The organism is Bradyrhizobium sp. STM 3566 (assembly GCF_045571445.1).
Taxonomy (GTDB): domain Bacteria; phylum Pseudomonadota; class Alphaproteobacteria; order Rhizobiales; family Xanthobacteraceae; genus Bradyrhizobium; species Bradyrhizobium vignae.
Genome location: NZ_CP120692.1, coordinates 3,648,936 through 3,670,578, shown reverse-complemented (window position 1 = coordinate 3,670,578; position 21,643 = coordinate 3,648,936). Strand labels below are relative to the sequence as shown.

Here is a 21,643-nt window from a genome sequence, read left to right as displayed (position 1 = left end):
ATTGCGTCGCTGCGCTCGACGACGATGTTGGCTACGACTTCCCCGCCGCTTTCCGCAGCGCCTCGTTGATACGGTCCTGCCAGCCGGGACCGCCCTCCTGGAAGAACTCCAGCACGTCCTGGTCAATGCGGAGCGTGACCTGCTCCTTGATGCCGGGAACGGCGTTTTGCTTGGGCGGCGCCGCGGCGACCTTCGCCGTCACCTTCTTGAACGCCGCCTCGGCCTCCGTTCTGGCATCGCCAAGCGTACGCGGCCGCCTCGGTTGATCTGCCATGTCCTAGATTCCCTCGAATAGAGCCGTCGAAAGATAGCGCTCGGAGAAGGACGGTACGATCGCCAGGATCGTCTTTCCCGCAGCTTCGGGGCGTTTGCCGATCTGCAGCGCGGCCGCGATCGCCGCGCCCGAGGAGATGCCGCCCGGAATGCCCTCATGCCGCGCCAGCGCGCGCGTAGTCTCGATCGCCGTCGTCGAGTTGATCTTCACGATCTCGTCAATCACGGAACGATCGAGGATGTCGGGGACGAAGCCGGCGCCAATCCCTTGGATCTTGTGCGGGGTATGCTGTCCCCCCGACAGCACCGGGCTCTCCTCCGGCTCGACCGCCACCACACGCAGCGAGGTCTTGCGCGGCTTGAGCACCTGGCCGACGCCGGTGATCGTGCCGCCGGTGCCGACGCCGGCCACGAAGAAATCAATGTTGCCGCCGGTGTCGTTCCAGATCTCCTCCGCGGTGGTGCGGCGGTGCACTTCGGGATTGGCGAGGTTCTTGAACTGCTGCGGCATCACCGAGTTCGGCGTCGTCTTCAACAGCTCCTCGGCGGCCGCTATCGCGCCCTTCATTCCTTGCGCTGCCGGCGTCAGCACCAGCTCGGCGCCGAGAAAAGCCAGCATCTTGCGTCGCTCGATCGACATCGATTCCGGCATCACCAGCTTCAGGCGGTAGCCGCGCGAAGCCGCCACGAATGCGAGCGCAATGCCGGTATTGCCGGAGGTCGGCTCGATCAGCACGGTGTCGGGCTTGACGATGCCCGCCTTCTCCATGGCGATGATCATGGCCGCGCCGATGCGGTCCTTCACGCTTGCCGCGGGATTGAAATATTCAAGTTTTGCCAAAATGGTCGCGTTCACGTCGTGCATGCGCGGCAGTCGCTGCAAGCGCACGATGGGCGTGTTGCCGAAGGCATCGACGATCGAGTCATAGATCCGGCCGCGGCCGGGTTGGTGCGCTGCACCCGTGGTGGACGATGCGTCCATGATGAACTCCTATGGCGACGATCTGTGCTTCTGTCGCGACCATTCTGGCAGTTACAGACAGCTTGCGGCGACACGCAAGCGACAATGCGGCACATGCTAAATACGCTGCATCGCAAAATCACGTGAGCGGCAGCGATCAGAAAACCAACGCATTTGTGTTGCGATCTCGTCAACTGGTTCTGCTTATGTTAGACTTACGTCTCAAAGCAGGGAGGTCACCGCGATGTCAGCAGTTGCTGAAGTGTTGTCGACCGTCGCGACCAACCGCGATCCGCGTTGCAGCGAATTGCCCACCTGCCCTGTCTGCGCCGACTCCATGGTCGCCGCCGAAGCATCCGCCTACGTGTCGGACCACGTGATCAGCTATCTCTGGACCTGCGATAATTGCGGCTACGGCTTCGTGACCAAGCACGCCGTGAAGCATCGCTTCACTTGCAACTGATCTAGCGTGGGGCGATGTCGCCCCTCGCCCAGTCCTCGCGCGTGCGCTGATAGAATTCGTCGAACTTTCCGTGTGCGATCGCGTCCCTGACGCCCCGCATCAGGGACTGGTAGTAAGCGACATTGATTTCGGACAGCAGCATCGCCCCCAGCGTTTCGCCCGCCTTGACGAGATGGTGCAGGTAGGCGCGCGCGCAGTTGCGCGTCGACGGCCATGAGCTCTCTTCATCGAGCGGGCGCGGATCGTCGGCGTGGCGTGCATTGCGCAGATTCACCTGGCCGAAGCGCGTGAACGCGACGCCGTGCCGGCCATTGCGGGTCGGCATCACGCAATCGAACATGTCGATGCCGCGCTTCACCGCTTCGAGGATGTCGTCGGGCGTGCCGACGCCCATCAGGTAGCGCGGCCGCTCTCTCGGCAGCAGCGGTGCGGTCTCGTCGATCATCGCCAGCATGACCGCCTGCGGCTCGCCGACGGCAAGACCGCCGATCGCATAGCCGTGGAAGCCGACTGCGACCAGGCCTCTGGCGCTCGCGTGGCGAAGCTGCGGCACGTCGCCGCCCTGCACGATGCCGAACAGCATGTAGCCTGCGGGCGCGCTCTCGAAGGCGCGCTTGCTTCTTTCCGCCCAGCGCAACGACAATTGCATGGCGCGCTCGATGTCCGCGTGCTCGGCCGGCAGCCGCACGCATTCATCCATCTGCATGGCGATATCGGAGCCGAGCAAACGCTGCACCTCGATCGAGCGCTCCGGCGACAGCTCGACCTTGGCACCGTCAATATGCGAGCGGAACGTGACGGCGTTCTCGCTGACTTTGCGCAGATCCGACAACGACATCACCTGGAAGCCGCCGGAATCGGTCAGCATCGGACCGTTCCAGCCGGTGAACCGCTGCAGACCGCCGAGCGCCGCGATCCGCTCGGCGCTCGGACGCAGCATCAGATGGTAAGTGTTGCCGAGCACGATATCGGCGCCGGCATCGCGCACCTCGCGCCAGTGCATGCCCTTCATGGCACCGGCGGTGCCGACCGGCATGAAGGCCGGGGTCCGCACCACGCCGTGCGGCGTGGTCAGCCGCCCGGTGCGCGCGGCGCCATCGGTGGCGAGCAACTCAAAGTGATTGGGTACGTCATCGTCGGGATTCATGGCGGTGCTTATTGCTTGTCGGAGGGAGCCGATCAACCCGCAAGGCCGCGCTCGGGGCCCGTTTGTGCTTCAGACCGGGACAGCAAGCAGCGCGAGGATATTGCTTGTCCCTCTTGTCGAACAAAACGATACAGTATAGTTTCGTCATGGGGGCTGGACGAGATGCCGCGGTGAATTTTGCCGGCGGCGCTAGATGCGTGATCGCCAGCCACCGACAATGCCGTATCCTTCGTGTTCGACCGACGCATCCGTCTCCTCGCGTGACCGGATCAGGCAGACAGGTGTCAGCCTGGTCGAATTGCTGGTCCTTATGTGCAGCCTTGCGCTCGGCGCCTGCACCTCCCTGCCGCGTACGCCCTACACGGCCGCTGAAGCCAGCGTCTCGCGCGTGCTGGATATCGACGGCCTCAGGCGCTACGCCGACGAGCCCATCACGAAATTCAGCTTTGAGAAGGGCACCAGCGCCACGACGAAAACCTATCTGGCGCTCTCCGGCGGCGGCGCCGATGGCGCCTATGGCGTCGGGGTGCTCAACGGCTGGACCGCGGCCAAGACCCGCCCCACCTTCTCGGTCGTCTCGGGCGTCAGCACCGGCGGCCTGATCGCGCCCTTCGCGTTTCTCGGCCCGCAATATGACGACACGCTGAAGGAGGTCTACACCAGCGGCATTGCGGAGAGCCTCCTGAACGATCCCAGCATCATGCGCGTGCTGTTCGGATCCGGCCTGTTCGGCAACACAAGGCTGCGCGAGCTCGTCGCGCGCTATGTAGGTCCGGAAATCATGGCGCAGGTCGCGCGCGAGCACGCGAACGGCCGGAAGCTACTGGTGGTGACGACCGATCTCGACACCCAGCGGACCGCGATCTGGGACATGGGCAAGATCGCCGCTGTTGGAACGCCCGAGGCCCTGAAACTGTTTCGCGACGTGATGGCGGCTTCCGCCAGCATTCCCCTGGTGTTTCCGCCGATCATGATCGATGCCGAAGGCCAGGGCCGCCGGTTTCAGGAGATGCATGTCGACGGCGGCGTGACGGCGCCGGTGCTCACCTTGCCGGAAGCCCTGTTGTTCCAGAGCAGCCGCCTGCCCGGCAATGCAAACATGGACATCTACATCCTCGTCAACAAGAAGATCGAACGCAACTTCGAGCTCGTCTCCAACGGCACCATCGACGTTGCCTCACGGAGCCTGTCGGCGATCACCCAATCGCAGACGCGGTCGATCATCTTCTCGACTTACGATTTCGCCAAGCGCAACCGACTGGGCTTCCATCTCTCCTACATCGCGCGCGATTACCCGGCGCCGCCGTCGGAAGGATTCGATACCGTCTATATGCGGGCGCTGTATGAGTACGGATACGAGAAGGCCGCATCCGGGCGGGCCTGGACCTCGACGCTTCCGTAAGCCGGCACGACGGAACGGGGGCGGATCGAGACCGTTGACGATACGGCCAATTCGGCCAGATTCGCGATGACGCCTCGATTGCTGCGCGTTATAGAGCAAAGACGACTGTCAGAAACGCGCAGGAATCATTGGGCATGGGATTGACTGCGACCAGGACGAGACCGGCAGCGCCACGGCGCGAGGTGCCGAAATCGCGCGGCGGCCGGCCGACGAAGTCAGCCGCGATCGAGCGCGATCAGCGGCTGATCGAGGTCGCCACCCGCCTGTTCCTGGACCGCGGCTTCGATGCGACCTCACTCGACGCGGTCGCGGAAGCCGCGCGGGTGAGCAAGCCCACGGTCTATTCCCGCTATGGCGACAAGCGCGGGCTGTTTGCGGCCGTGCTGAGGCGCGAGATCGCGCGCTGGCTCGCGCCGCTCTCGGCGGCGGCGGAGACACAGCTCTCCAGCGCCTCGAACATCTCGGTCGAGCAGCGGCTGGTCGAGATCGGGCGCGAGATGCTGACCTTCACCTGCGGTCTCGACGCCGTCGCCTTCAGCCGCATGATGACGTCGCAGGCCATCAACTTCCCCGACGTCGCCAAGCTCGGCAAGGAGGAAGGCTGGCTCAAGGCCGTCGCCACCACCGCGCGCTTCTTCGACCATCTGGTGGCGCAAGGTGCGCTCGATGTCGAAGACACCACCATTGCAGCCGAGGTATTCCTCGACGTCGTCGTCGGTCACACCCACCGCATGGCGACGTTCGGGACGGCGCTGGAGCTGAAGGCCGCCGAAAAGCGCATGCGCGCGGCGATCAAGCTGTTCCTGGCCGGCGCGCTGGGGCCCCCCGACCGCGTCCAGGACGCCGCCAAAGTCACGCCACGGCGCCGCTCCTCCCGCTGACAATTCCGTGAGCTTGCGATCTTTCCCCAAAGGGGACCGCGCGGCAGCGTTGACCAAAATAAAACGATACGGTATGGTTTAGTTATAAGCCGGGTACGGATCGCTTTTTCACCAGCCCCAAAGAGGTCCGGACCGCTTCGATCGTCACGGCGGGTATAGCCCGCCGCGGCGCTCCGCGGCCGGCCGATGCCCAAGGCCGGCCGCGAATTCTTTACGATCATCCGGCACACTCGCTGGCCGAGGGTTTCGAGCATGACGACAGCCAAACGATGGACCTCGCAACTGCTTGCGATCGCCTTGCCCGCGCTGCTCATCACCGCGCCGGCGCAGGCAATCGTGACTGCGGGCACGCCGACCGCGCTTCACAGCGAGACAGATGGTGATGCTGAAGCGGACCGCCAGGCGGTCAGCCGCGAAATAGAACGATTCCGCAGCTCGTCGATCACGATCAGCCAGGCCATGGCGATCGCGGAAGCCCGCCATGCCGGCGCCACGACGGCGGATGTGAGCTTCGACGGCGCCTCGGGCGTGCCGGTCTACCGCGTCAAGACCCTGCACAACGACCGAATCTGGCGCCACACCATCAATGCTGCGACGGGCGAGCTGGTCGGCGGGGAGGCCGCCCTCCCCCTCACTGAGCTCGACCACGAGGACCGCAGCAATCTCGCCGCGCTCGGTGCGATCAGGCACCGCCTCGCCGACGCCGTACGCGTCGCCGAGCGCGCAGCCTCGGGCAAGGCCATCAGCGGCGGCTTGGTGCGCGAACGCGGCCGGCTCAATTTTGCGATCGTCGTGATCAGCGGCGACGACCTCAAGGAGGTCATCCTGGAGCCGCCGGCTGCCCGGGCCAAATAGCGACAGGTCCCCGCGCTGCCACGTTCCCGCCGAAAACCCATTGACGGACGCAAGACTCTCCCGCATAAGTCGCCGCCATGTTCACGATCACCAAACGCACGACCAAAACCACCACGGCCTCAGGGGCCCGGGGAGGCGTGCGCACGTAGGTCGTCGACTTAAACGCATCAGCTCTACGGCAAGCCCCGCCCTCGATGGTCCGGGGCTTTTTTGTTGTCTAATTCGCAAATTCAACGGAGGACAAAGTGAGTAACGATCCCGTCGTCGCGATTGTCGGCGTCACCGGTGCGGTGGGCGCCGAATTCATCGCCGCCATGGACAAGCGCGGCTTTCGCATCAGTAAGCTCAAGGCGCTGGCGAGCGCCCGCTCCGCCGGCAAGACGGTGTCGTTCCGCGGCCAGAACGTCGTCATCGAGGAACTGACCGAGCGGTCTTTCGAAGGTGTCGATATCGCCCTGTTCTCCGCCGGCGGCAGCATCTCCAGGAAGTATGCGCCGATCGCGGTCAAGTCGGGCGCGGTCGTGGTCGACAATTCCTCCGCCTTCCGCATGGACCCGAACGTGCCGCTGGTGATTCCCGAGATCAACGCGAACCGCATCCGCGATCACAAGGGCATCATTGCGAACCCGAACTGCGCCGCGATCACCGCGCTGGTGCCGCTGTGGCCGATCCATCAGAAGAACCGGATCAAGCGCGTGATCATCTCGACCTATCAGGCGGCCTCCGGCGCCGGCGCCGCCGCGATGGAGGAGCTCGTCGAGTCCACCCGCGCCAATCTCAACGGGCAGGTCTATACGCCCAAGGTGATGCCGCACCCCTACGCCTTCAATCTCTTCAATCACAACACGGCCGTCGATCCCGAGACCGGCTACAACGACGAAGAGACCAAAGTCATCAAGGAGACCCGCAAGATCTTCGAGGACGACAGCATCGCCGTCGGCGTCACCTGCGTGCGCGTACCGGTGCTGCGCGCCCATTGCGAGGCCATCACCTTCGAATGCGAGCAGCCGATCACCGAAGACCAGGTCCGCGCCATCATGGCGCAGGCGCCCGGAGTGAAGGTCGTCGACGACCGCGCCAAGAACTACTTCCCGATGCCGATCGACGCCTCGGGCCAGGACGACGTGCTGGTCGGCCGCATCCGCAAGGACCTCAGCGACGCTAGCGGGCATTCGATCTCGATGTTCGTGGCGGCGGACCAGCTGCTCAAGGGCGCGGCGCTGAACGCGGTGCAGATCGCGGAGCTCTTGCCGCAGCGGGTGATGGCGTAACGGAGCACGCCCGTCGATCCGTCATCCTGAGGTGCGAACCATGCCGCGCCAGGCGCTGCATGGTGAGCCTCGATGAGCGGCCGAGATGCAGCAGCCGGGCCGTCGCCCTTCGAGGCTCGCCGAAGAGCCGAGCACCTCGGGGTGACGGCGATGGGTTTGCGTTGGTCGCCTACGGCACCGACGGAAACAGCAAACACGCATCCCCGTACGAATAAAACCGGTAACCATTCGCGATCGCATGCGCATAGGCCTGCTTCATGGTCTCCAACCCCGAAAACGCCGACACCAGCATAAACAGTGTCGACTTCGGCAGGTGAAAATTGGTCATCAGGACATCGACGGCGCGGAAGTGATAACCCGGCGTGATGAAGATCGAGGTCTCGGCCGCGAACGGTTGGATCATGCCGTCCTCGCTCGCCGCGCTTTCGAGCAGACGCAATGACGTCGTGCCGACCGCGACGATCCGCCTGCCATTTTTCCGCGCGCTGTTGAGCCGCTCCGCGACCTCGGCCGAGATGGTGCCCCACTCGGCGTGCATCTTGTGGCCCTCGGTGTCCTCGGCCTTGACCGGCAGGAAGGTCCCTGCCCCGACATGCAGCGTCACGCGGTTGATCCCGATGTCGCGCGCGCGCAGCGCCTGCTCCAGCGCGGGCGTGAAATGCAGACCCGCGGTCGGCGCTGCAACTGCGCCCTCGTTGGCCGCGAACATGGTCTGGTAATCCGCAAAATCCTGGTCGTCAGGCGTGCGCTTGGAAGCGATGTAGGGTGGTAGCGGCGGGCTGCCGAGATCGGCGATGGCCTGGTCGAGTGCCGGGCCGTGGAATGAGAACGACAGCGTCACCTCACCTTCTGCCCCCTTGGCCTCGACGTCGGCGTCGAGGTGGCCGAGCAGGCAGACCTTGCCTTCATTACCGAAGCGGATGCGATCGCCGGCAACAAGCTTCTTTGCCGGCTTCACCAGCGCCTGCCAGCGCGAGCCGTCGACGCGCTTGATCAGCGTCGCTTCGATCTTCGGCTCCGTCTCGCGGCCGATGCGGCGGCCCTTCAGCTGCGCCGCGATCACCTTGGTGTCGTTGACGACGAGCTGGTCGCCGGGCTTAAGCCATTGCGGCAGGTCAGAGATGGTCTGGTCGCGCAACGCGCCGTTCTCCACGACCAGCATCTTCGCGGAGTCGCGCGGACTCGCCGGACGCAATGCGATGCGCTCGGCGGGCAGGTCGAAATCGAAGAGATCGGTGCGCATGTGCGGGCCTAGCGCGACACAGCCAGCCCTCATGGTGAGGAGGCGCGTAGCGCCGTCTCGAACCATGAAGGCCGAACTGCAGCAGCGAAGCCTTCATCCTTCGAGACGCGCGTTCCGCGCTCCTCAGGATGAGGGTCGCGTGCTTACTCCTTGTCCGCGGCCATCCGCGCCTTGACGATCTTGTCAGGATTCATCACGGGCTCGCCGCGCTTGATCTTGTCGACGTTCTCCATGCCCTCGGTGACCTTGCCCCAGACCGTGTACTGGTTGTCGAGGAAGCGGGCATCGTCGAAGCAGATGAAGAACTGGCTGTCGCCGGAATCGGGATTGGCGGCGCGGGCCATCGAGGCGGTGCCGCGCACATGCGGCTCCTTGTTGAACTCGGCTTTCAGCTTCTTGCCGGAGCCGCCGGTGCCGGTGCCATGCGGACAGCCGGTCTGGGCCATGAAGCCCTCGATCACGCGGTGAAACACGATGCCGTCATAGAAGCCCTCGCGCACGAGCTCCTTGATGCGCGCGACGTGGTTCGGCGCGAGGTCGGGCCGCATCTCGATGGTGACGGGACCCTGCGTTGTCTCGAGGATCAGGGTGTTTTCGGTGACGCTCATGCTCGTCTCTCTTGTGTTGGAGGTGAAGTCTTCCGGTTGCGGAACTGGATCGCGAATGGACGTCCCGCCGCGGCGCCGGCCATTGCATCGGTAAATGGCACCGGCGTGCAGCGTTGCAACGCCTCCATCACCGCGATCCGGTATTGCAGCCGGTCGTTGTCGGAGGCCTCCGCGGATTCATAGGTAATCCTCGGATGGCCCAGAATGTTTCCGGCCCGGTTAAAGCTCACGACGACGGTGATGTCGAGGGGGCGCGCCTTGGCCGGCGACGGCGGTCTCCAGCAGGTACGCAAGTGCCGGAAGATGTCCTGGATGGTGTTGACCTGCGCGTCCTCCGCGGCCGCACGGGGAACGCCGAGCAGCAGCATCGCGGCAACCAGCAGGAGCTTGCCACCGCGGCGCGCCATGGCCGCTCCTACTTGATGTCGGAGGCGACCTGCACCTTCACCATCTTGTCGGGATCGGTGACGGTGCCGCCGGGCGAGCCGGGGGGCGCCTTCTTCAGCTTGTCGACGACGTCCATGCCCTGCACGACCTCGCCGATCACCGTGTACTGGCCGTCGAGGCTGCCGCCGTCGGCGAACATGATGAAGAACTGCGAGTTGGCGCTGTCGACGCTGTCGCCGCGCCGGGCCATGCCGACGATGCCGCGGGCAAAATGCACCTTGGAGAATTCCTGCTTCAGGTTCGGATATTTCGAGCCGCCGGTGCCGTTGCCGTTCTGGCCGTCGCCCGTCTGCGCCATGAAGCCGTCCATGACACGGTGGAACGGCACGTTGTTGTAGAAGCCCTCGCGCGCGAGCTGCTTGATGCGCTCGGCATGCTGCGGCGCGATGTCGGTCCTGAGCTTGATGACGATGCGGCCTTTGGTGCTGTCGATGACGATGGCATTGGCCTTGTCGAGGTTTGCCGGCAATTGCTGCGCCACCGCCGGCACCGCGAACACAAGCGCGGCAAGAACTGCGAAAATTCGGATCATGACAACTCCGGTCAGGATGAGAAAGGAAGCGGGCCGTTAACCGGCGAATTTGGCCTTGAGCTGTGCCGCGACCTGCGGCGGGACGAAGGCCGAGACATCCCCGCCCATGCCGGCGATCTGGCGCACCAAAGTGGCGGTGATCGGGCGGACCATGGGAGAGGCCGGCAGGAAGACCGTATGCACTTCAGGCGCCATGGCCTCGTTCATGCCGGCGAGCTGCATCTCGTAATCGAGATCGGTGCCGTCGCGCAGGCCCCGGATCATGATGATCGCGCCGTGCTTGCGCGCCGCGGTCACCGACAGATCGTCAAACGTCGTCGCCTCGAGCACGCAGCCGGCCTGGGCCGCGATTGGCCCGCAGACGTCATGGAGCATCTTCAGCCGCTCCTCGGTGGAGAACAGCGGTTTCTTGCCTGGGTGCACGCCGATCGCGACCACCAGCCGGTCGCACAGCGAGACGCTGTGCCGGACCACGTCCAGATGGCCGTTGGTGATGGGGTCGAAGGAACCTGGGTAGAAGGCAATGCGCGACATGGCCCCGTCCTACCGCGCCCGGCCCGGCCCGGCAAGCCGGGCAGGTTCCTTGTCCGTTTCCGGACCTTTTACACGGAAAATGTCTCGCCGGACGTCGGCAATGGCCGTTTTGTTTCGTCCTCGGGCAGCGACGAAACAAAACGGAGCGCGAACGAAACCATTTCCAGTCTCCGCGAAGACGTCCGGAAACTGGCCATGGTTACTAATCCAGCCAACGAATGACGGGCCGCACACTGGGCGAGGCGGCCGCATCACAGGGGACCGTCAATGATCAAGACCATTTCAGCGATCGCAGTCTCTGCGTGTGTTGCCGCAGCCCTCACCCTCCTGCCCGGCTTTGCCCCGACCGTCGAAGCCAGCGTGCCGCAGCCGCTGGCCAAGAGCGACCGGCTCGACATCCGCACCATCGGCCGCGACTGCTCACAGCAGGCCTGGCCGAATTTCGAGGCGTCCTGCCTGCGCCGCGCCGGCAGCAAGGCCAGTGTCCGCGAGGCCCGCCTCGTGACAGCCGACCGCACCCCGTAGTCGGACCTGTAAGTTTCGCGTCAGGAAGCCCCCTCAAGATAAACCCCGTGGATATTTGCGACGTCTCGTCGCAAACTGCATCGTGCTCGCCCCCATCGGAATGACCCGACGGGCGCGTTTCCATCGGGGGAGTTGCCGTTGTCCAGTACGCCCGCAGTCGCCTCCGGCCATCGCCCCGACGCGCTGCCGCTTGCCATGACCATGGGCGCCCTTGGGGTGGTCTACGGCGATATCGGCACCAGTCCCCTCTACGCCCTGAAGGAAGCCGCCAAGGCGGCTGCTCATGGAGGCACGCTGAGTCAGGACGCTGTCCTGGGGGTTGCCTCGCTGATCCTTTGGGCGTTGCTGCTGATCATCTCGCTGAAATACGCGCTGCTGATCCTGCGCGCGGATAACCGCGGCGAAGGGGGCATCGTCGCGCTGCTGGCACTGCTGCATGCCCGCCACGCCCAGCCAGGCACATGGCGCGCCCATCTCCTGGTGGTCGGCCTCATCGGCGCCGCCCTGCTCTATGGCGACGGCGCGATCACGCCGGCGATCTCGGTGCTCAGCGCCATCGAAGGCCTCAAGGTCGACGCCCCCTCGCTGGCACCGGCCGTGGTGCCCGTGACCGTCGCCATCCTGATCGGGCTGTTCATGATGCAGAAGCAGGGCACCGGCTTCATCGGCCGCATCTTCGGCCCTGTGATGCTGGCCTGGTTCGTCGTGCTTGCCGCGCTTGGCATCCACGGCATCGTCAAGGCGCCGGCGGTGCTGGCGGCGCTCAGCCCGCTCTATGCCTTCGACTTCCTGATCCACCAGGATTTTCACGTCTCCTTCGGAATTCTCGGCGCCGCCTTCCTCGCGGTCACCGGCGGCGAAGCCATGTATGCCGACATGGGGCATTTCGGGCGCTTCCCGATCCGGCTCGCCTGGTTCGCGGTCTGCCTGCCGGCGCTGGTGCTGAATTATTTCGGCCAGGCAGCGCTTCTGATCACCGATCCCGCCATGATCGAGAATCCGTTCTTCCAGCTCTGCCCCGACGCCCTGCACTATGTGCTGGTCGCCTTCTCGGCGGTCGCGACCGTGATCGCCTCGCAGGCGATCATCTCCGGCGTGTTTTCGCTGACACAGCAGTCGATCCAGCTCGGTTTCCTGCCGCGCATGCAGATCCGCCACACCACGAGCGCTGCGATCGGCCAGATCTACGTGCCGCTGGTCAATTGGCTGCTTGCTGCCGCAACGCTCGGGGCGGTGCTGAGCTTCGGCAGCTCGGACGCGCTCGCCGGCGCCTATGGCATCGCAGTGTCGCTGCTGATGGCGATCACCACGTTGCTCGCGGCGCTGGTGGCGATCCAGTGGGGCTATTCGCCCTGGCTGGTGGTTGCCGTGAACGGCGCCTTCTTCGTGATCGACGTGATCTTCTTCTCGGCCAACTCGATCAAGCTGTTCGAGGGCGGCTGGTTTCCGTTGCTGCTCGCGGCCCTCGTTGCGTTCCTGATGCTGACCTGGCGCGGCGGCGTGAAGCTGGTCGAGGCGGCGCGGGCGCGGCTGCGCCAACCCGAGGAGGACCTGATCGAGACCGTCGTGAACCAGTGCAGGGCGAGGCTGCCCGGGACCGCGGTGTTTTTGGCCTCCGCGCCGCGCGGCGTGCCGCTGGCGCTGACCCAGTTCGTCAAGCACAATCGCGTGCTGCACGAACGCGTGCTGCTGGTCACCGTGCTGATCGAGGAATCGCCGCACATTCCCGACGAGGAACGCGCCGAGGTGCTCGAGATCATCCCGGGCATCACCCGCGTGATCCTGCATTACGGCTTCATGCAGAACCCGACGATCTATGAAGGACTGAAGCTCATCTGCCGCCTGGGCAAGCTGCCCGGCATCGACCTCTCCGACATCACCTACTACGTTGGCCGCGAGACCATCATCCCGCGCGAGGACGTCCCGGGAATGTGGGTCTGGCGCGAAGGCGTGTTTGCCTTCCTCCAGCGCAACGCCGAACGCTCCGCCGCGTTCTTCGGCGTGCCGACCAAGCAGGTGGTGGAGTTCGGGACGGAGCTGGAGATTTAGCGGAAGCGCGTAGCCCGAGTGGAGCGGCAAGCGCAATCCGGGTTTCTCGACAAGCGTGAGAGCCCCGGATTGCTGCATGAGGCAGGTGCGAAAATGTCCAGCGATCCGCCTCTGCAGTTGAAACCTCGGCTGACAATCTCGTTCGATCAGGTGCAGTCGATCATCGGTCGGATCTTTCCGCAGGCCTCGGTGCTGGACGTCGCCGAACTGCATGGCGGGGAGATCGGTACCGTCCTGGAGATCATGGCGGCGGATTCGCCTGCTTGCGTCCTCAAGGCCTACCCTGCATCGCTGCAGTGGAAGATGGCAAAGGAGGGTCTACGTTCTGGGCTTCTTCGCGACGTTGACGATGCGCCGAAACGAGAGGGACTGCTCGCGGGCTATGGCAAGATTGAGCGTCCCCTTTGGTGCTGGATGGCACAAATCGGAAAGCGGGAGGCGCTTGCCGATTTGACGAGAGAGCTTTCGACCGCCTCGTAGCCCACCAGCGAGCGCGCCTGGCCCTGGAGGCGTTGGCTTCAGCAAAACCGCGTCCGCTGCGGATCCAATCTGAAATTGCCCGTCGGCGAATTGGAACCAGGTGGATCGGCTTTCGGTTGGTTCCGGCGAGATCAATCCCGGGCTGGTGCTCCCCCATGAACTCTGGCGCCAACGTCACATTCAGCAATTTGCGCGCCGTCGTCATCCTGATCGTGGTCGCCTTCCATTCGGCCCTTCCGTACCTCGCCTCTCAGCCGCCGCATCCGTTCGCCTTCGACGCGTCGCCCTATCGCTGGATCGCGTTTCCGATCATCGACAGCGAGCGCTGGTTTGGGCTGGACCTGTTCTGCGCATGGCAAGACGTCAGCTTGATGTCCCTGATGTTCCTTTTGGCGGGCCTGTTCACCCCGCGTGGCCTGATCCGCAAGGGCGCCGCCGCCTATCTCGCGGATCGCTGGTGGCGAATTGGATTGCCCTTCGTCCTCGCCGTCGTCCTCCTCAGTCCGGTGGCGTACTACGCCTCGTATCTGACGACCGCGACCGACCCGTCGCCTGCGGCATTTTGGCAGCACTGGCGCGCTTTGCCGATGTGGCCCTCGGGCCCGCAATGGTTCTTGTGGCAGCTTCTGCTGCTCAGCGCACTGGCTGCTGCGCTGCATGAGCTCGTGCCATCGTGGCCACGCGCCGCGAGCTTCATCGTCGCCAAATGCGACGATCGTCCCCTGCTCCTCTTCGCAGGCCTGACCAGTCTGTCGGCACTGGCCTATGTCCCGCTCGCGATGATCTTCACCCCCTGGGAATGGACCTTTTTCGGCCCATTGTCTTTCCAGCTAAGCCGCCCGCTGCACTATCTCCTCTATTTCTCCGCGGGGCTCGCCATCGGCAGCTACGGCTCTGATCGCAGCGTCTTCCGCATCGACGGCCCCCTCGCGCACCACTGGCCAACGTGGGTTGCCGCAGCTTTCGCCTGCTTTGCCGTATGGGGCGGGCTGACCGCACTGACCATGCCGGACTGGAATGCCAGTCCGCCGGCGTACCGGATCGCCGCTGCTTTCGCGTTTCCCCCTGCATGCGCGACGGGCGTGATCGCTTTTGTGGCGAGTTCGCTGGCATTGTTGCGTCGCAGGTCGGCGGTCGCCGACAGCCTTTCCACCAATGCCTACGGCATCTACCTCACGCATTACCCGTTCGTGCTGTGGCTGCAATATGCACTGCTCGACACGAGACTGAACGCCGCCGCCAAAGCCGCGTTCGTCCTCATTGTGGCGCTGGCTCTGAGCTGGGCCGCGAGCGGATTCCTGGCCGCAGGCGCGAGACTGCTGGGCCACCGGCATTCCGGATTCCCCGGTAAGGGCGCTATCTCAGATCAACCTCGATGACGGAACGTCCATGTCACTGGTCCCGACGCTCGCGTCCCGCAATCTCTTCCACGACCGCCTGCGCTTTGTCGCGACGCTCGTCGGCATCGTTTTTTCGGTCGTCCTGGTGATGATCCAGATGGGCCTGTTCCTGGGCTTCGGTCGCATGGTGACGACGATGATCGACCATGCATCGGCCGATCTCTGGGTGCTGCCGAAGGGAGCGAAATGCTTCGAGGATCCCTCGCTGCTGGATGCGAAGCTGCGCGACAAGGTCATGTCCGTCGACGGCGTCGCCTCCGTGGTCCCGCTGGTCATCGGCTTCTCGGACTGGCGCCTCGAGAGCGGCGAGATGACACCCATCTTCGTTGTCGGCGCCGATTTGCGTGATGGAAGCCTGAGGCCATGGAACGTGGTCGAGGGTGACGTTCGCGCGCTGTCGCAAAATGGAGCGGTGGTCGTCGACCGCTCCTACTACGATCGCCTCGGCGTCTCAAAAATCGGATCAACGGCCGAGATCCGCGGCCGCCGCGTGAAGGTCGTGGCCTTGACCGACGGCATCCGCTCCTTCACCACCACGCCCTACGTCTTCGTGGACCTGAAAAACGCTCGCACCTACACCGGAACCTTCCCGGATCGCGCCAGCGATCTCCTGGTGCGCCTCAAGCCCGACGCCGATCGCGACACAGTTCTCAAGGCCATTCGCTCTCAAGTTGGTGAGCACGAGGTGCTCACCACCGATGAATTCCGCAGCCGTAGCCGCTCGTTCTGGCTGTTCGGAACGGGCGCCGGCGCTGCGCTATTTGCAGGTGCATTGCTGGGAGTGATCGTCGGCACCGTCATCGTCGCGCAAACGCTCTATTCGAGCACCAAGGATCACCTCAGTGAATTCGCCACCCTGCGGGCAATGGGTTCTTCGAATGGATATATCTACAGGGTCATCATCTATCAGGCGCTCCTCAACGCGATCATCGGCTTCGTCATCGCGGGTGCGATTGGCGCCGTCGTCGTGGAGATGACTGCCAAGAGCGCGCTGCCGATCGTCATCACGCCGTGGCTGATTGCAGCCCTGTTCGTGCTGACGGTCGTGATGTGCGTGGCGTCGGCGATCGGTGCAATCGTGCGCGTGGTGCGGATCGATCCAGCAACGGTATTCATGCGATGAACGAAATCATCATTGAGGCGGCCGGAATCAAGAAGACGCTTGGGCGTGGCGCCGGTGAGGTGAAGGCGCTGCGCGGGATCGACCTGACGCTGCGGCGGGGCGAGTTCACACTGCTGATGGGGCCCTCGGGCAGCGGCAAGACGACGCTGCTGCTCGTGCTCGGATGCATGCTGGCACCAAGCTCGGGTACACTCACCGTGTGCGGCACGCCCACGTCGGGTGTCGACAAGGAGGGACTAGCCCAAATCAGGCGCGACCATATCGGCTTTGTGTTCCAGTCCTATCATCTGTTTCCGACGCTCACTGCAGCGCAGAACGTGCAGCTCGCGCTCGACATCCGTCACGAGCGTGGGCGCAAAGCCGGGAAACGCGCGCGGGAAGCGCTGAACCTGGTTGGTCTGGAGCAGAAGGCCGATACCTTGCCGGGCGAGCTCAGCGGCGGTGAGCAGCAGAGGGTCGCGATCGCGCGAGCCTTCGTCGCCAATCCCTCGGTCATTCTCGCCGACGAGCCGACGGCCGCGCTCGACGGCAATAACGGACGAAGCATCATGCGGATTCTCGCAGACGCCGCACATCAGCGCGAACGCGCCGTGCTCGTCGTGACCCATGATCCGCGAGTCATTCCCTTTGCGGATCGCATCGTCGAGATCGAGGATGGCCTGCTGGTCGACACCGGATCCGGCGAACCCGAACGGCTGCATTTGCCAAAGGCGGCCGCATTCAGGTCGTAAGACCCACGCGAATGAATCAAAAGGACGCACCATGAGCCTGCGCGGGGAAATGCTGCGCCTCGGCATCCGCATGTTCCTGAAACGGCACCGTCGGCCATTCGATGTCGGAACGTGGCGGGCAAACATGCATCGCATGGAGAGGTGGGTGCCTCGCCCGCCACGCAGCACCAAGACAAGCGTCGTACAGGTCGGTCACCTCAGATTGCACCGGATCGCCACCCCGGCGTCGCGCCCGGGGCGCAACATGCTGTATCTTCACGGTGGCGCCTATATTTCGGGCGCGCCGATCTACTATCGGCATTTCACCTGGCGCATTGCCAATGTGACCAAGTCGACGGTCTGGGCGCTTGAATATCGCCTCGCCCCCGAACATCCGTTTCCGGCCGCACTGGACGATGCCGTGGCGGCTTTTCTCTGGCTCGCCGGCGAGACGGCCGATCCAAGCGAACTGTTCGTGATGGGTGATTCAGCCGGTGGAGGATTGGCTCTGTGCCTTCTCATGAGACTGCGTGACGAACGCAAGCCGCTTCCTGCCGCCGCGGTTGCCATGTCGCCCTGGACCGATCTGGCGCTCACCGCGCCCTCGTTGACCGAGAATGCCGCATCAGATCCGATGCTGAACGTGGACGATATTCCGGAATTCGTGCGTTGCTATCTGGCAGGCGCCGACCCGTATAACCCCCGTGCATCGCCGCTCTATGGCGATGCATTCGGCCTTCCGCCGGTGCTGATCCAAGTCGGCAGCGACGAGATCCTGCGCGATGACGCGGTCCGTATGGCCAACAAGCTGAAAAACGGTGATCCGCGGAGCCGCCTGGAGGTCTGGCCGCGCATGCCGCACGTGTTCCAGCTCTTCGTCCCGGTGCTGCCGGAAGCCCATGCAGCCATCGCCCAGATCGGAGAATTCATCTCCAACCTGCGTTGCGATACAACTGCGTCGGCTTCCGGGCCAGCCTGAAGCGCGATGAGATCAGGATAAATCGTCGTCATCGCGCTTTGGGCTGTAACATGATCTTTTCGGAAAACCGCTGCGCACTTTTCCGGATCATGCCCTAGGCCCCGCTACCGTTGCCGCTCTCTCCGTTGCCGTTCTCGGCCTCTTCGGTGATGTGCTCGACCGAGACGACGTGCTCGTCCTCGGCGGTGTCGAACACGATCACGCCCTGCGTCGAGCGGCCCGCGATGCGGATGCCTTCGACCGGGCAGCGGATCAGCTGGCCCTTGTCTGTGACCAGCATGATCTGATCGGCCTCCTCCACCGGGAAGGACGCCACGAGGTTGCCGTTGCGGTTGTTGACGCTCATGGCGACGATGCCTTTGCCGCCGCGGCCCGTGGTGCGGTACTCGTAGGACGAGGTCCGCTTGCCGTAGCCGTTGACGGATACCGTCAGCACGACCTGCTCCTGCGCCGACATCTCGACATAGCGCTCCTGCGGCAGCTGGAAGCTGCCGGAGGCCTCCTCGGCCTCGGCGTCCGCTGCCGGCTCCTCGGCCGCGCTTTCGCCAGCCACCGCGCGGCGCATCTTCAGGTAAGCCGAACGCTCGTCCGAGGTGGTCTCGACGTGGCGCAGGATCGCCAGCGAAATCACCTTGTCGCCTTCGCCGAGCGCGATGCCGCGCACGCCCATCGAGGTGCGCCCGGTGAACACGCGCACGTCGGTGACCGGGAAGCGGATGCACTGGCCGCCGGCAGCCGTCAGCAGCACGTCGTCGCGTTCGGTGCAGATCTGCACGTCGACGATCGCCTCCCCCTCCTCCAGCTTCATCGCGATGATGCCGGAGCGGCGGACGTCGACGAAGTCGGACAGCTTGTTGCGACGGACGTTGCCGCCCGTGGTGGCGAACATCACGTCGAGCTGCCCCCAGGTCGATTCATCCTCCGGCAGCGGCATGATGGTGGTGATGCGCTCGCCCTGCTCCAGGGGGAGGATGTTGATCAGCGCCTTGCCGCGTGCGTTCGGCGCAGCCATCGGCAGCCGCCAGACCTTCTCCTTGTAGACCTGGCCGCGTGAGGAGAAGAACAGCACCGGCGTGTGCGTGGAGGCCACGAACAGCCGGCTGACGAAATCCTCGTCGCGGGTCTGCATGCCGGCGCGGCCCTTGCCGCCGCGGCGCTGGGCGCGATAGGCCGACAGCGGCACGCGCTTGACGTAGCCGGCGTGGGAGACGGTGACGACCATGTCCTCGCGCTGGATCAGGTCCTCGTCCTCGACCTCGCCCTCCTGCTCCATGATGACGGTGCGGCGCGGCGTGGCGAACTCCGCCTTCACCTCGGCGAGCTCGGTCTTGATGATGTCGAGAATGCGGGCGCGGGAACGCAGAATGTCGAGATAGTCGCTGATCTCGCCGGCGAGCTTGGAAAGCTCCTCGCCGATCTCGTCTCGGCCGAGCGCGGTGAGGCGCGCGAGGCGCAGCTCCAGAATCGCCCTCGCCTGCTCCAGCGACAGGCGAATGGTGCCGTCGGCATTGATGCGGTGGCGCGGATCGTCGATCAACGTGATGATGTCCTCGACGTCGCGGGCGGGCCAGTCGCGCGTCATCAGGGTCTCGCGCGCCGCAGCCGGCGTCGGCGAGTGCCGGATCACCTTGATGATCTCGTCAATATTGGCGACCGCGATGGCAAGGCCGACCTGCTCATGCGCGCGCTCGCGCGCCTTGCGCAGCTTGTACTTGGTCCGTCGCGTGACGACCTGCTCGCGGAAGCCGACGAAGATCGTCAGCATGTCCTTCAGGTTCATGGTCTGCGGACGGCCGGAATCGAGCGCGACGGCGTTGACGCCGAAGCTCGTCTGCAGCGGCGTGAACTTGTAGAGCTGGTTCAGCACCACGTCGGGCACGGCATCGCGCTTGAGCTCGACGACGACGCGATAGCCGTCGCGGTCGGACTCGTCGCGCAGGTCGGAGATGCCCTCGATCTTCTTTTCCTTGTAGAGCTCGGCGATGCGCTCGACCATCGTCGCCTTGTTCACCTGATACGGGATCTCGGTGATGACGATCGCCTCGCGTTCTTTCCGGATCGTCTCGAAGGTGACCTTGCCGCGCATCACGATCGAGCCGCGGCCGAGATGGTAGGCGCTGCGGATGCCCTGGCGTCCGAGGATGATGCCGCCGGTCGGGAAATCCGGCCCCGGAATGATGTTGTTGAGCTCGTCGATGGTCAGCGACGGATTGTCGATCAGCGCCACACAGGCGTCGATCACCTCGCCGAGATTATGCGGCGGGATGTTGGTGGCCATGCCGACCGCGATGCCGCCGGCGCCGTTGACCAGCAGGTTCGGGAACCGCGCGGGCAGAACCACCGGCTCCTTTTCAGAGCCGTCATAGTTGTCCTGGAAGTCGACCGTGTCGTCGTCGATGTCCTCGAGCAGCTTCAGCGCGATCTTGGTCAGGCGCGACTCGGTGTAGCGCATCGCCGCCGGCGGATCGCCGTCGACCGACCCGAAATTGCCCTGTCCGTCGATCAGGGGCGCGCGCATCGAAAAGTCCTGCGCCATGCGCACCAAGGCGTCGTAGATCGCCTGGTCGCCGTGCGGGTGGTATTTACCCATGACTTCGCCGACGGCACCGGCAGACTTCTTGTGCTTCTTGTCCGGGGTGTCGCCGCGATTGTTCATCGCGAACAGGATGCGGCGGTGCACCGGCTTCAACCCGTCGCGCGCATCGGGCAGCGCGCGCGCCACGATCACGCTCATGGCGTAATCGAGGTACGACTTCTTCATCTCCTCGTAGATGGAAACGGGGCGAATGTCCGAGGGTTGCGCCGGCTGGTCGCCGGGCTTGTTGTCGTCGTCAGCCAAGGGGAAATCCGGTGAGGTTTTATCTGGGAATCATATAGCGCATCCAGGGTCGGATAACCACCCTTGCAGCCCCCTCGAAAGCGCTTTTTCCGCTTATTTTTCCAATAACTTAAGGCTCCGGACCAGCCCCTGAACCGCTCCCGGAATCGGCCCTTCAGAACCACCCGTCGCGCCTGGCTGATCACGCGAGAAGCCGCCCCGTCGGCCAACTTCGCATGGGCGCAACGCGGACCTCATCCCAAACATGAAGCGGGCCCGGAAAATCCGAGCCCGCCCTATCAATTAGTAAGAATTGCTGACACGACGCACGCTCAGAACGGGATATCGTCGTCCATGTCGCTGTTGCGGCCACCGCCGGCGGCAACCGGACGGCGCGGTGCGCTGCTGATGGGACCGGAGGAGCCGAAATCGCCGCCCGGCTCGTCGCCGAAGCTGCCGGCTCCTCCGCCGCCACCGCGGCCGTCGAGCATGGTCAGCGTCGAGTTGAAGCCTTGGAGCACGACCTCGGTCGAGTACTTCTCGACGCCGCTCTGGTCCGTCCATTTGCGGGTCTGCAGCGCGCCCTCGATGTAAACCTTCGCGCCCTTCTTCAGGTACTGCTCGGCGACCTTGCAGAGCCCTTCATTGAAGATCACGACGCGATGCCATTCGGTCTTTTCCTTGCGCTCGCCGGTGTTCTTGTCGCGCCAGGTCTCCGAGGTGGCGATGCTCAAATTCGCGATCGGCCGCCCGTCCTGGGTGCGGCGGATTTCAGGATCCTTGCCGAGATTTCCAACCAGAATGACCTTGTTGACGCTTCCCGCCATCGCCGCTCTCCACTCCGAATGCCACTGAATTTCAAAAGGGCGAATCCGCTGCCCGCGTTGCTCTGCGCCCCGTCGAGGCGACCCTATACGCTTGCGGGCACCGGTCAGCCCGGCA

Annotated in this window: 22 protein-coding genes; 12 read left to right on the top strand and 10 right to left on the bottom strand. The window is 64.4% G+C overall.

The window, feature by feature from the left end:
• Positions 1-31: 31 nt before the first annotated feature.
• Together P6U27_RS17635 and cysK are read right to left on the bottom strand one after the other, a co-directional pair.
• Positions 32-274: a BrnA antitoxin family protein gene (locus tag P6U27_RS17635; RefSeq protein ID WP_129143470.1), complete on the bottom strand. Its 243-nt coding sequence runs from the start codon at positions 272-274 to the stop codon at positions 32-34.
• Positions 275-277: 3 nt separating this feature from the next.
• On the bottom strand, positions 278-1,255 hold the full coding sequence (gene cysK / locus P6U27_RS17630) for a cysteine synthase A (protein ID WP_122403178.1): 978 nt from the start codon (positions 1,253-1,255) through the stop codon (positions 278-280).
• Positions 1,256-1,478: 223 nt separating this feature from the next.
• Here cysK and P6U27_RS17625 point away from each other — a divergent pair, with 223 nt between their 5' ends.
• On the top strand, positions 1,479-1,697 hold the full coding sequence (locus tag P6U27_RS17625) for a hypothetical protein (RefSeq protein ID WP_122403177.1): 219 nt from the start codon (positions 1,479-1,481) through the stop codon (positions 1,695-1,697).
• Between the two features lies 1 nt (position 1,698).
• On the opposite strand, the gene tgt is transcribed toward P6U27_RS17625, so the two are convergent.
• Entirely contained in the window at positions 1,699-2,844 is a 1,146-nt protein-coding gene (gene tgt, locus P6U27_RS17620) for a tRNA guanosine(34) transglycosylase Tgt (RefSeq protein ID WP_122403176.1), read from the bottom strand.
• Between the two features lie 193 nt (positions 2,845-3,037).
• Here tgt and P6U27_RS17615 point away from each other — a divergent pair, with 193 nt between their 5' ends.
• From P6U27_RS17615 to P6U27_RS17600, 4 genes are all read left to right on the top strand, one after another.
• Positions 3,038-4,246: a patatin-like phospholipase family protein gene (locus P6U27_RS17615; RefSeq protein WP_122403175.1), complete on the top strand. Its 1,209-nt coding sequence runs from the start codon at positions 3,038-3,040 to the stop codon at positions 4,244-4,246.
• Between the two features lie 134 nt (positions 4,247-4,380).
• Positions 4,381-5,127 (top strand): TetR/AcrR family transcriptional regulator, encoded by a 747-nt coding sequence (locus tag P6U27_RS17610; protein ID WP_407194325.1) that lies wholly within the window; start codon positions 4,381-4,383, stop codon positions 5,125-5,127.
• A gap of 252 nt (positions 5,128-5,379) precedes the next feature.
• On the top strand, positions 5,380-5,982 hold the full coding sequence (locus P6U27_RS17605; protein WP_162500269.1) for a PepSY domain-containing protein: 603 nt from the start codon (positions 5,380-5,382) through the stop codon (positions 5,980-5,982).
• Positions 5,983-6,227: 245 nt separating this feature from the next.
• Positions 6,228-7,253 carry an aspartate-semialdehyde dehydrogenase gene (locus tag P6U27_RS17600; RefSeq protein WP_122403172.1) on the top strand — a complete coding sequence of 342 codons (1,026 nt, stop codon included), beginning with the start codon at positions 6,228-6,230 and terminating at the stop codon, positions 7,251-7,253.
• A gap of 169 nt (positions 7,254-7,422) precedes the next feature.
• Here the strand turns inward: P6U27_RS17600 and queA are convergent, their stop codons facing one another.
• The 5 genes from queA to coaD all read right to left on the bottom strand — a co-directional run bounded on the left by queA (position 7,423) and on the right by coaD (position 10,617).
• Complete coding sequence (queA, locus tag P6U27_RS17595) at positions 7,423-8,496, bottom strand: tRNA preQ1(34) S-adenosylmethionine ribosyltransferase-isomerase QueA (protein ID WP_122403171.1); 1,074 nt, start codon at positions 8,494-8,496, stop codon at positions 7,423-7,425.
• A 143-nt stretch (positions 8,497-8,639) separates the two neighbouring features.
• Entirely contained in the window at positions 8,640-9,104 is a 465-nt protein-coding gene (locus tag P6U27_RS17590) for a peptidylprolyl isomerase (RefSeq protein WP_122403170.1), read from the bottom strand.
• On the bottom strand, positions 9,101-9,511 hold the full coding sequence (locus tag P6U27_RS17585) for a hypothetical protein (protein WP_122403169.1): 411 nt from the start codon (positions 9,509-9,511) through the stop codon (positions 9,101-9,103). The genes P6U27_RS17590 and P6U27_RS17585 overlap by 4 nt, the downstream gene beginning before the upstream one ends.
• 8 nt (positions 9,512-9,519) lie before the next feature.
• Positions 9,520-10,083 (bottom strand): peptidylprolyl isomerase, encoded by a 564-nt coding sequence (locus P6U27_RS17580; RefSeq protein WP_122403168.1) that lies wholly within the window; start codon positions 10,081-10,083, stop codon positions 9,520-9,522.
• Positions 10,084-10,119: 36 nt separating this feature from the next.
• Positions 10,120-10,617, bottom strand: coding sequence for a pantetheine-phosphate adenylyltransferase (coaD, locus tag P6U27_RS17575; protein WP_122403167.1), 498 nt, complete (start codon positions 10,615-10,617; stop codon positions 10,120-10,122).
• A gap of 267 nt (positions 10,618-10,884) precedes the next feature.
• Between coaD and P6U27_RS17570 the strand changes: the two genes are divergently transcribed.
• From P6U27_RS17570 to P6U27_RS17540, 7 genes are all read left to right on the top strand, one after another.
• On the top strand, positions 10,885-11,142 hold the full coding sequence (locus P6U27_RS17570) for a hypothetical protein (RefSeq protein WP_122403166.1): 258 nt from the start codon (positions 10,885-10,887) through the stop codon (positions 11,140-11,142).
• A gap of 195 nt (positions 11,143-11,337) precedes the next feature.
• On the top strand, positions 11,338-13,191 hold the full coding sequence (locus P6U27_RS17565) for a potassium transporter Kup (RefSeq protein ID WP_122403165.1): 1,854 nt from the start codon (positions 11,338-11,340) through the stop codon (positions 13,189-13,191).
• Positions 13,192-13,209: 18 nt separating this feature from the next.
• On the top strand, positions 13,210-13,671 hold the full coding sequence (locus tag P6U27_RS17560; protein WP_129143468.1) for a hypothetical protein: 462 nt from the start codon (positions 13,210-13,212) through the stop codon (positions 13,669-13,671).
• Between the two features lie 155 nt (positions 13,672-13,826).
• Positions 13,827-15,050, top strand: a complete 1,224-nt coding sequence (locus tag P6U27_RS17555) for an acyltransferase family protein (RefSeq protein ID WP_122403163.1) — start codon at positions 13,827-13,829, stop codon at positions 15,048-15,050.
• 10 nt (positions 15,051-15,060) lie between these two features.
• Positions 15,061-16,194, top strand: coding sequence for an ABC transporter permease (locus P6U27_RS17550; RefSeq protein WP_129143466.1), 1,134 nt, complete (start codon positions 15,061-15,063; stop codon positions 16,192-16,194).
• Positions 16,191-16,925, top strand: coding sequence for an ABC transporter ATP-binding protein (locus tag P6U27_RS17545; RefSeq protein WP_122403161.1), 735 nt, complete (start codon positions 16,191-16,193; stop codon positions 16,923-16,925). Before P6U27_RS17550 ends, P6U27_RS17545 begins: the two co-directional genes overlap by 4 nt.
• 31 nt (positions 16,926-16,956) lie before the next feature.
• Positions 16,957-17,883 carry an alpha/beta hydrolase gene (locus tag P6U27_RS17540; protein WP_160118824.1) on the top strand — a complete coding sequence of 309 codons (927 nt, stop codon included), beginning with the start codon at positions 16,957-16,959 and terminating at the stop codon, positions 17,881-17,883.
• A 94-nt stretch (positions 17,884-17,977) separates the two neighbouring features.
• Here P6U27_RS17540 and gyrA read toward each other — a convergent pair whose 3' ends face one another.
• Positions 17,978-20,722: a DNA gyrase subunit A gene (gene gyrA / locus P6U27_RS17535; RefSeq protein ID WP_122403159.1), complete on the bottom strand. Its 2,745-nt coding sequence runs from the start codon at positions 20,720-20,722 to the stop codon at positions 17,978-17,980.
• A 311-nt stretch (positions 20,723-21,033) separates the two neighbouring features.
• Positions 21,034-21,528, bottom strand: coding sequence for a single-stranded DNA-binding protein (locus tag P6U27_RS17530; RefSeq protein ID WP_122403158.1), 495 nt, complete (start codon positions 21,526-21,528; stop codon positions 21,034-21,036).
• Positions 21,529-21,643: the final 115 nt, after the last annotated feature.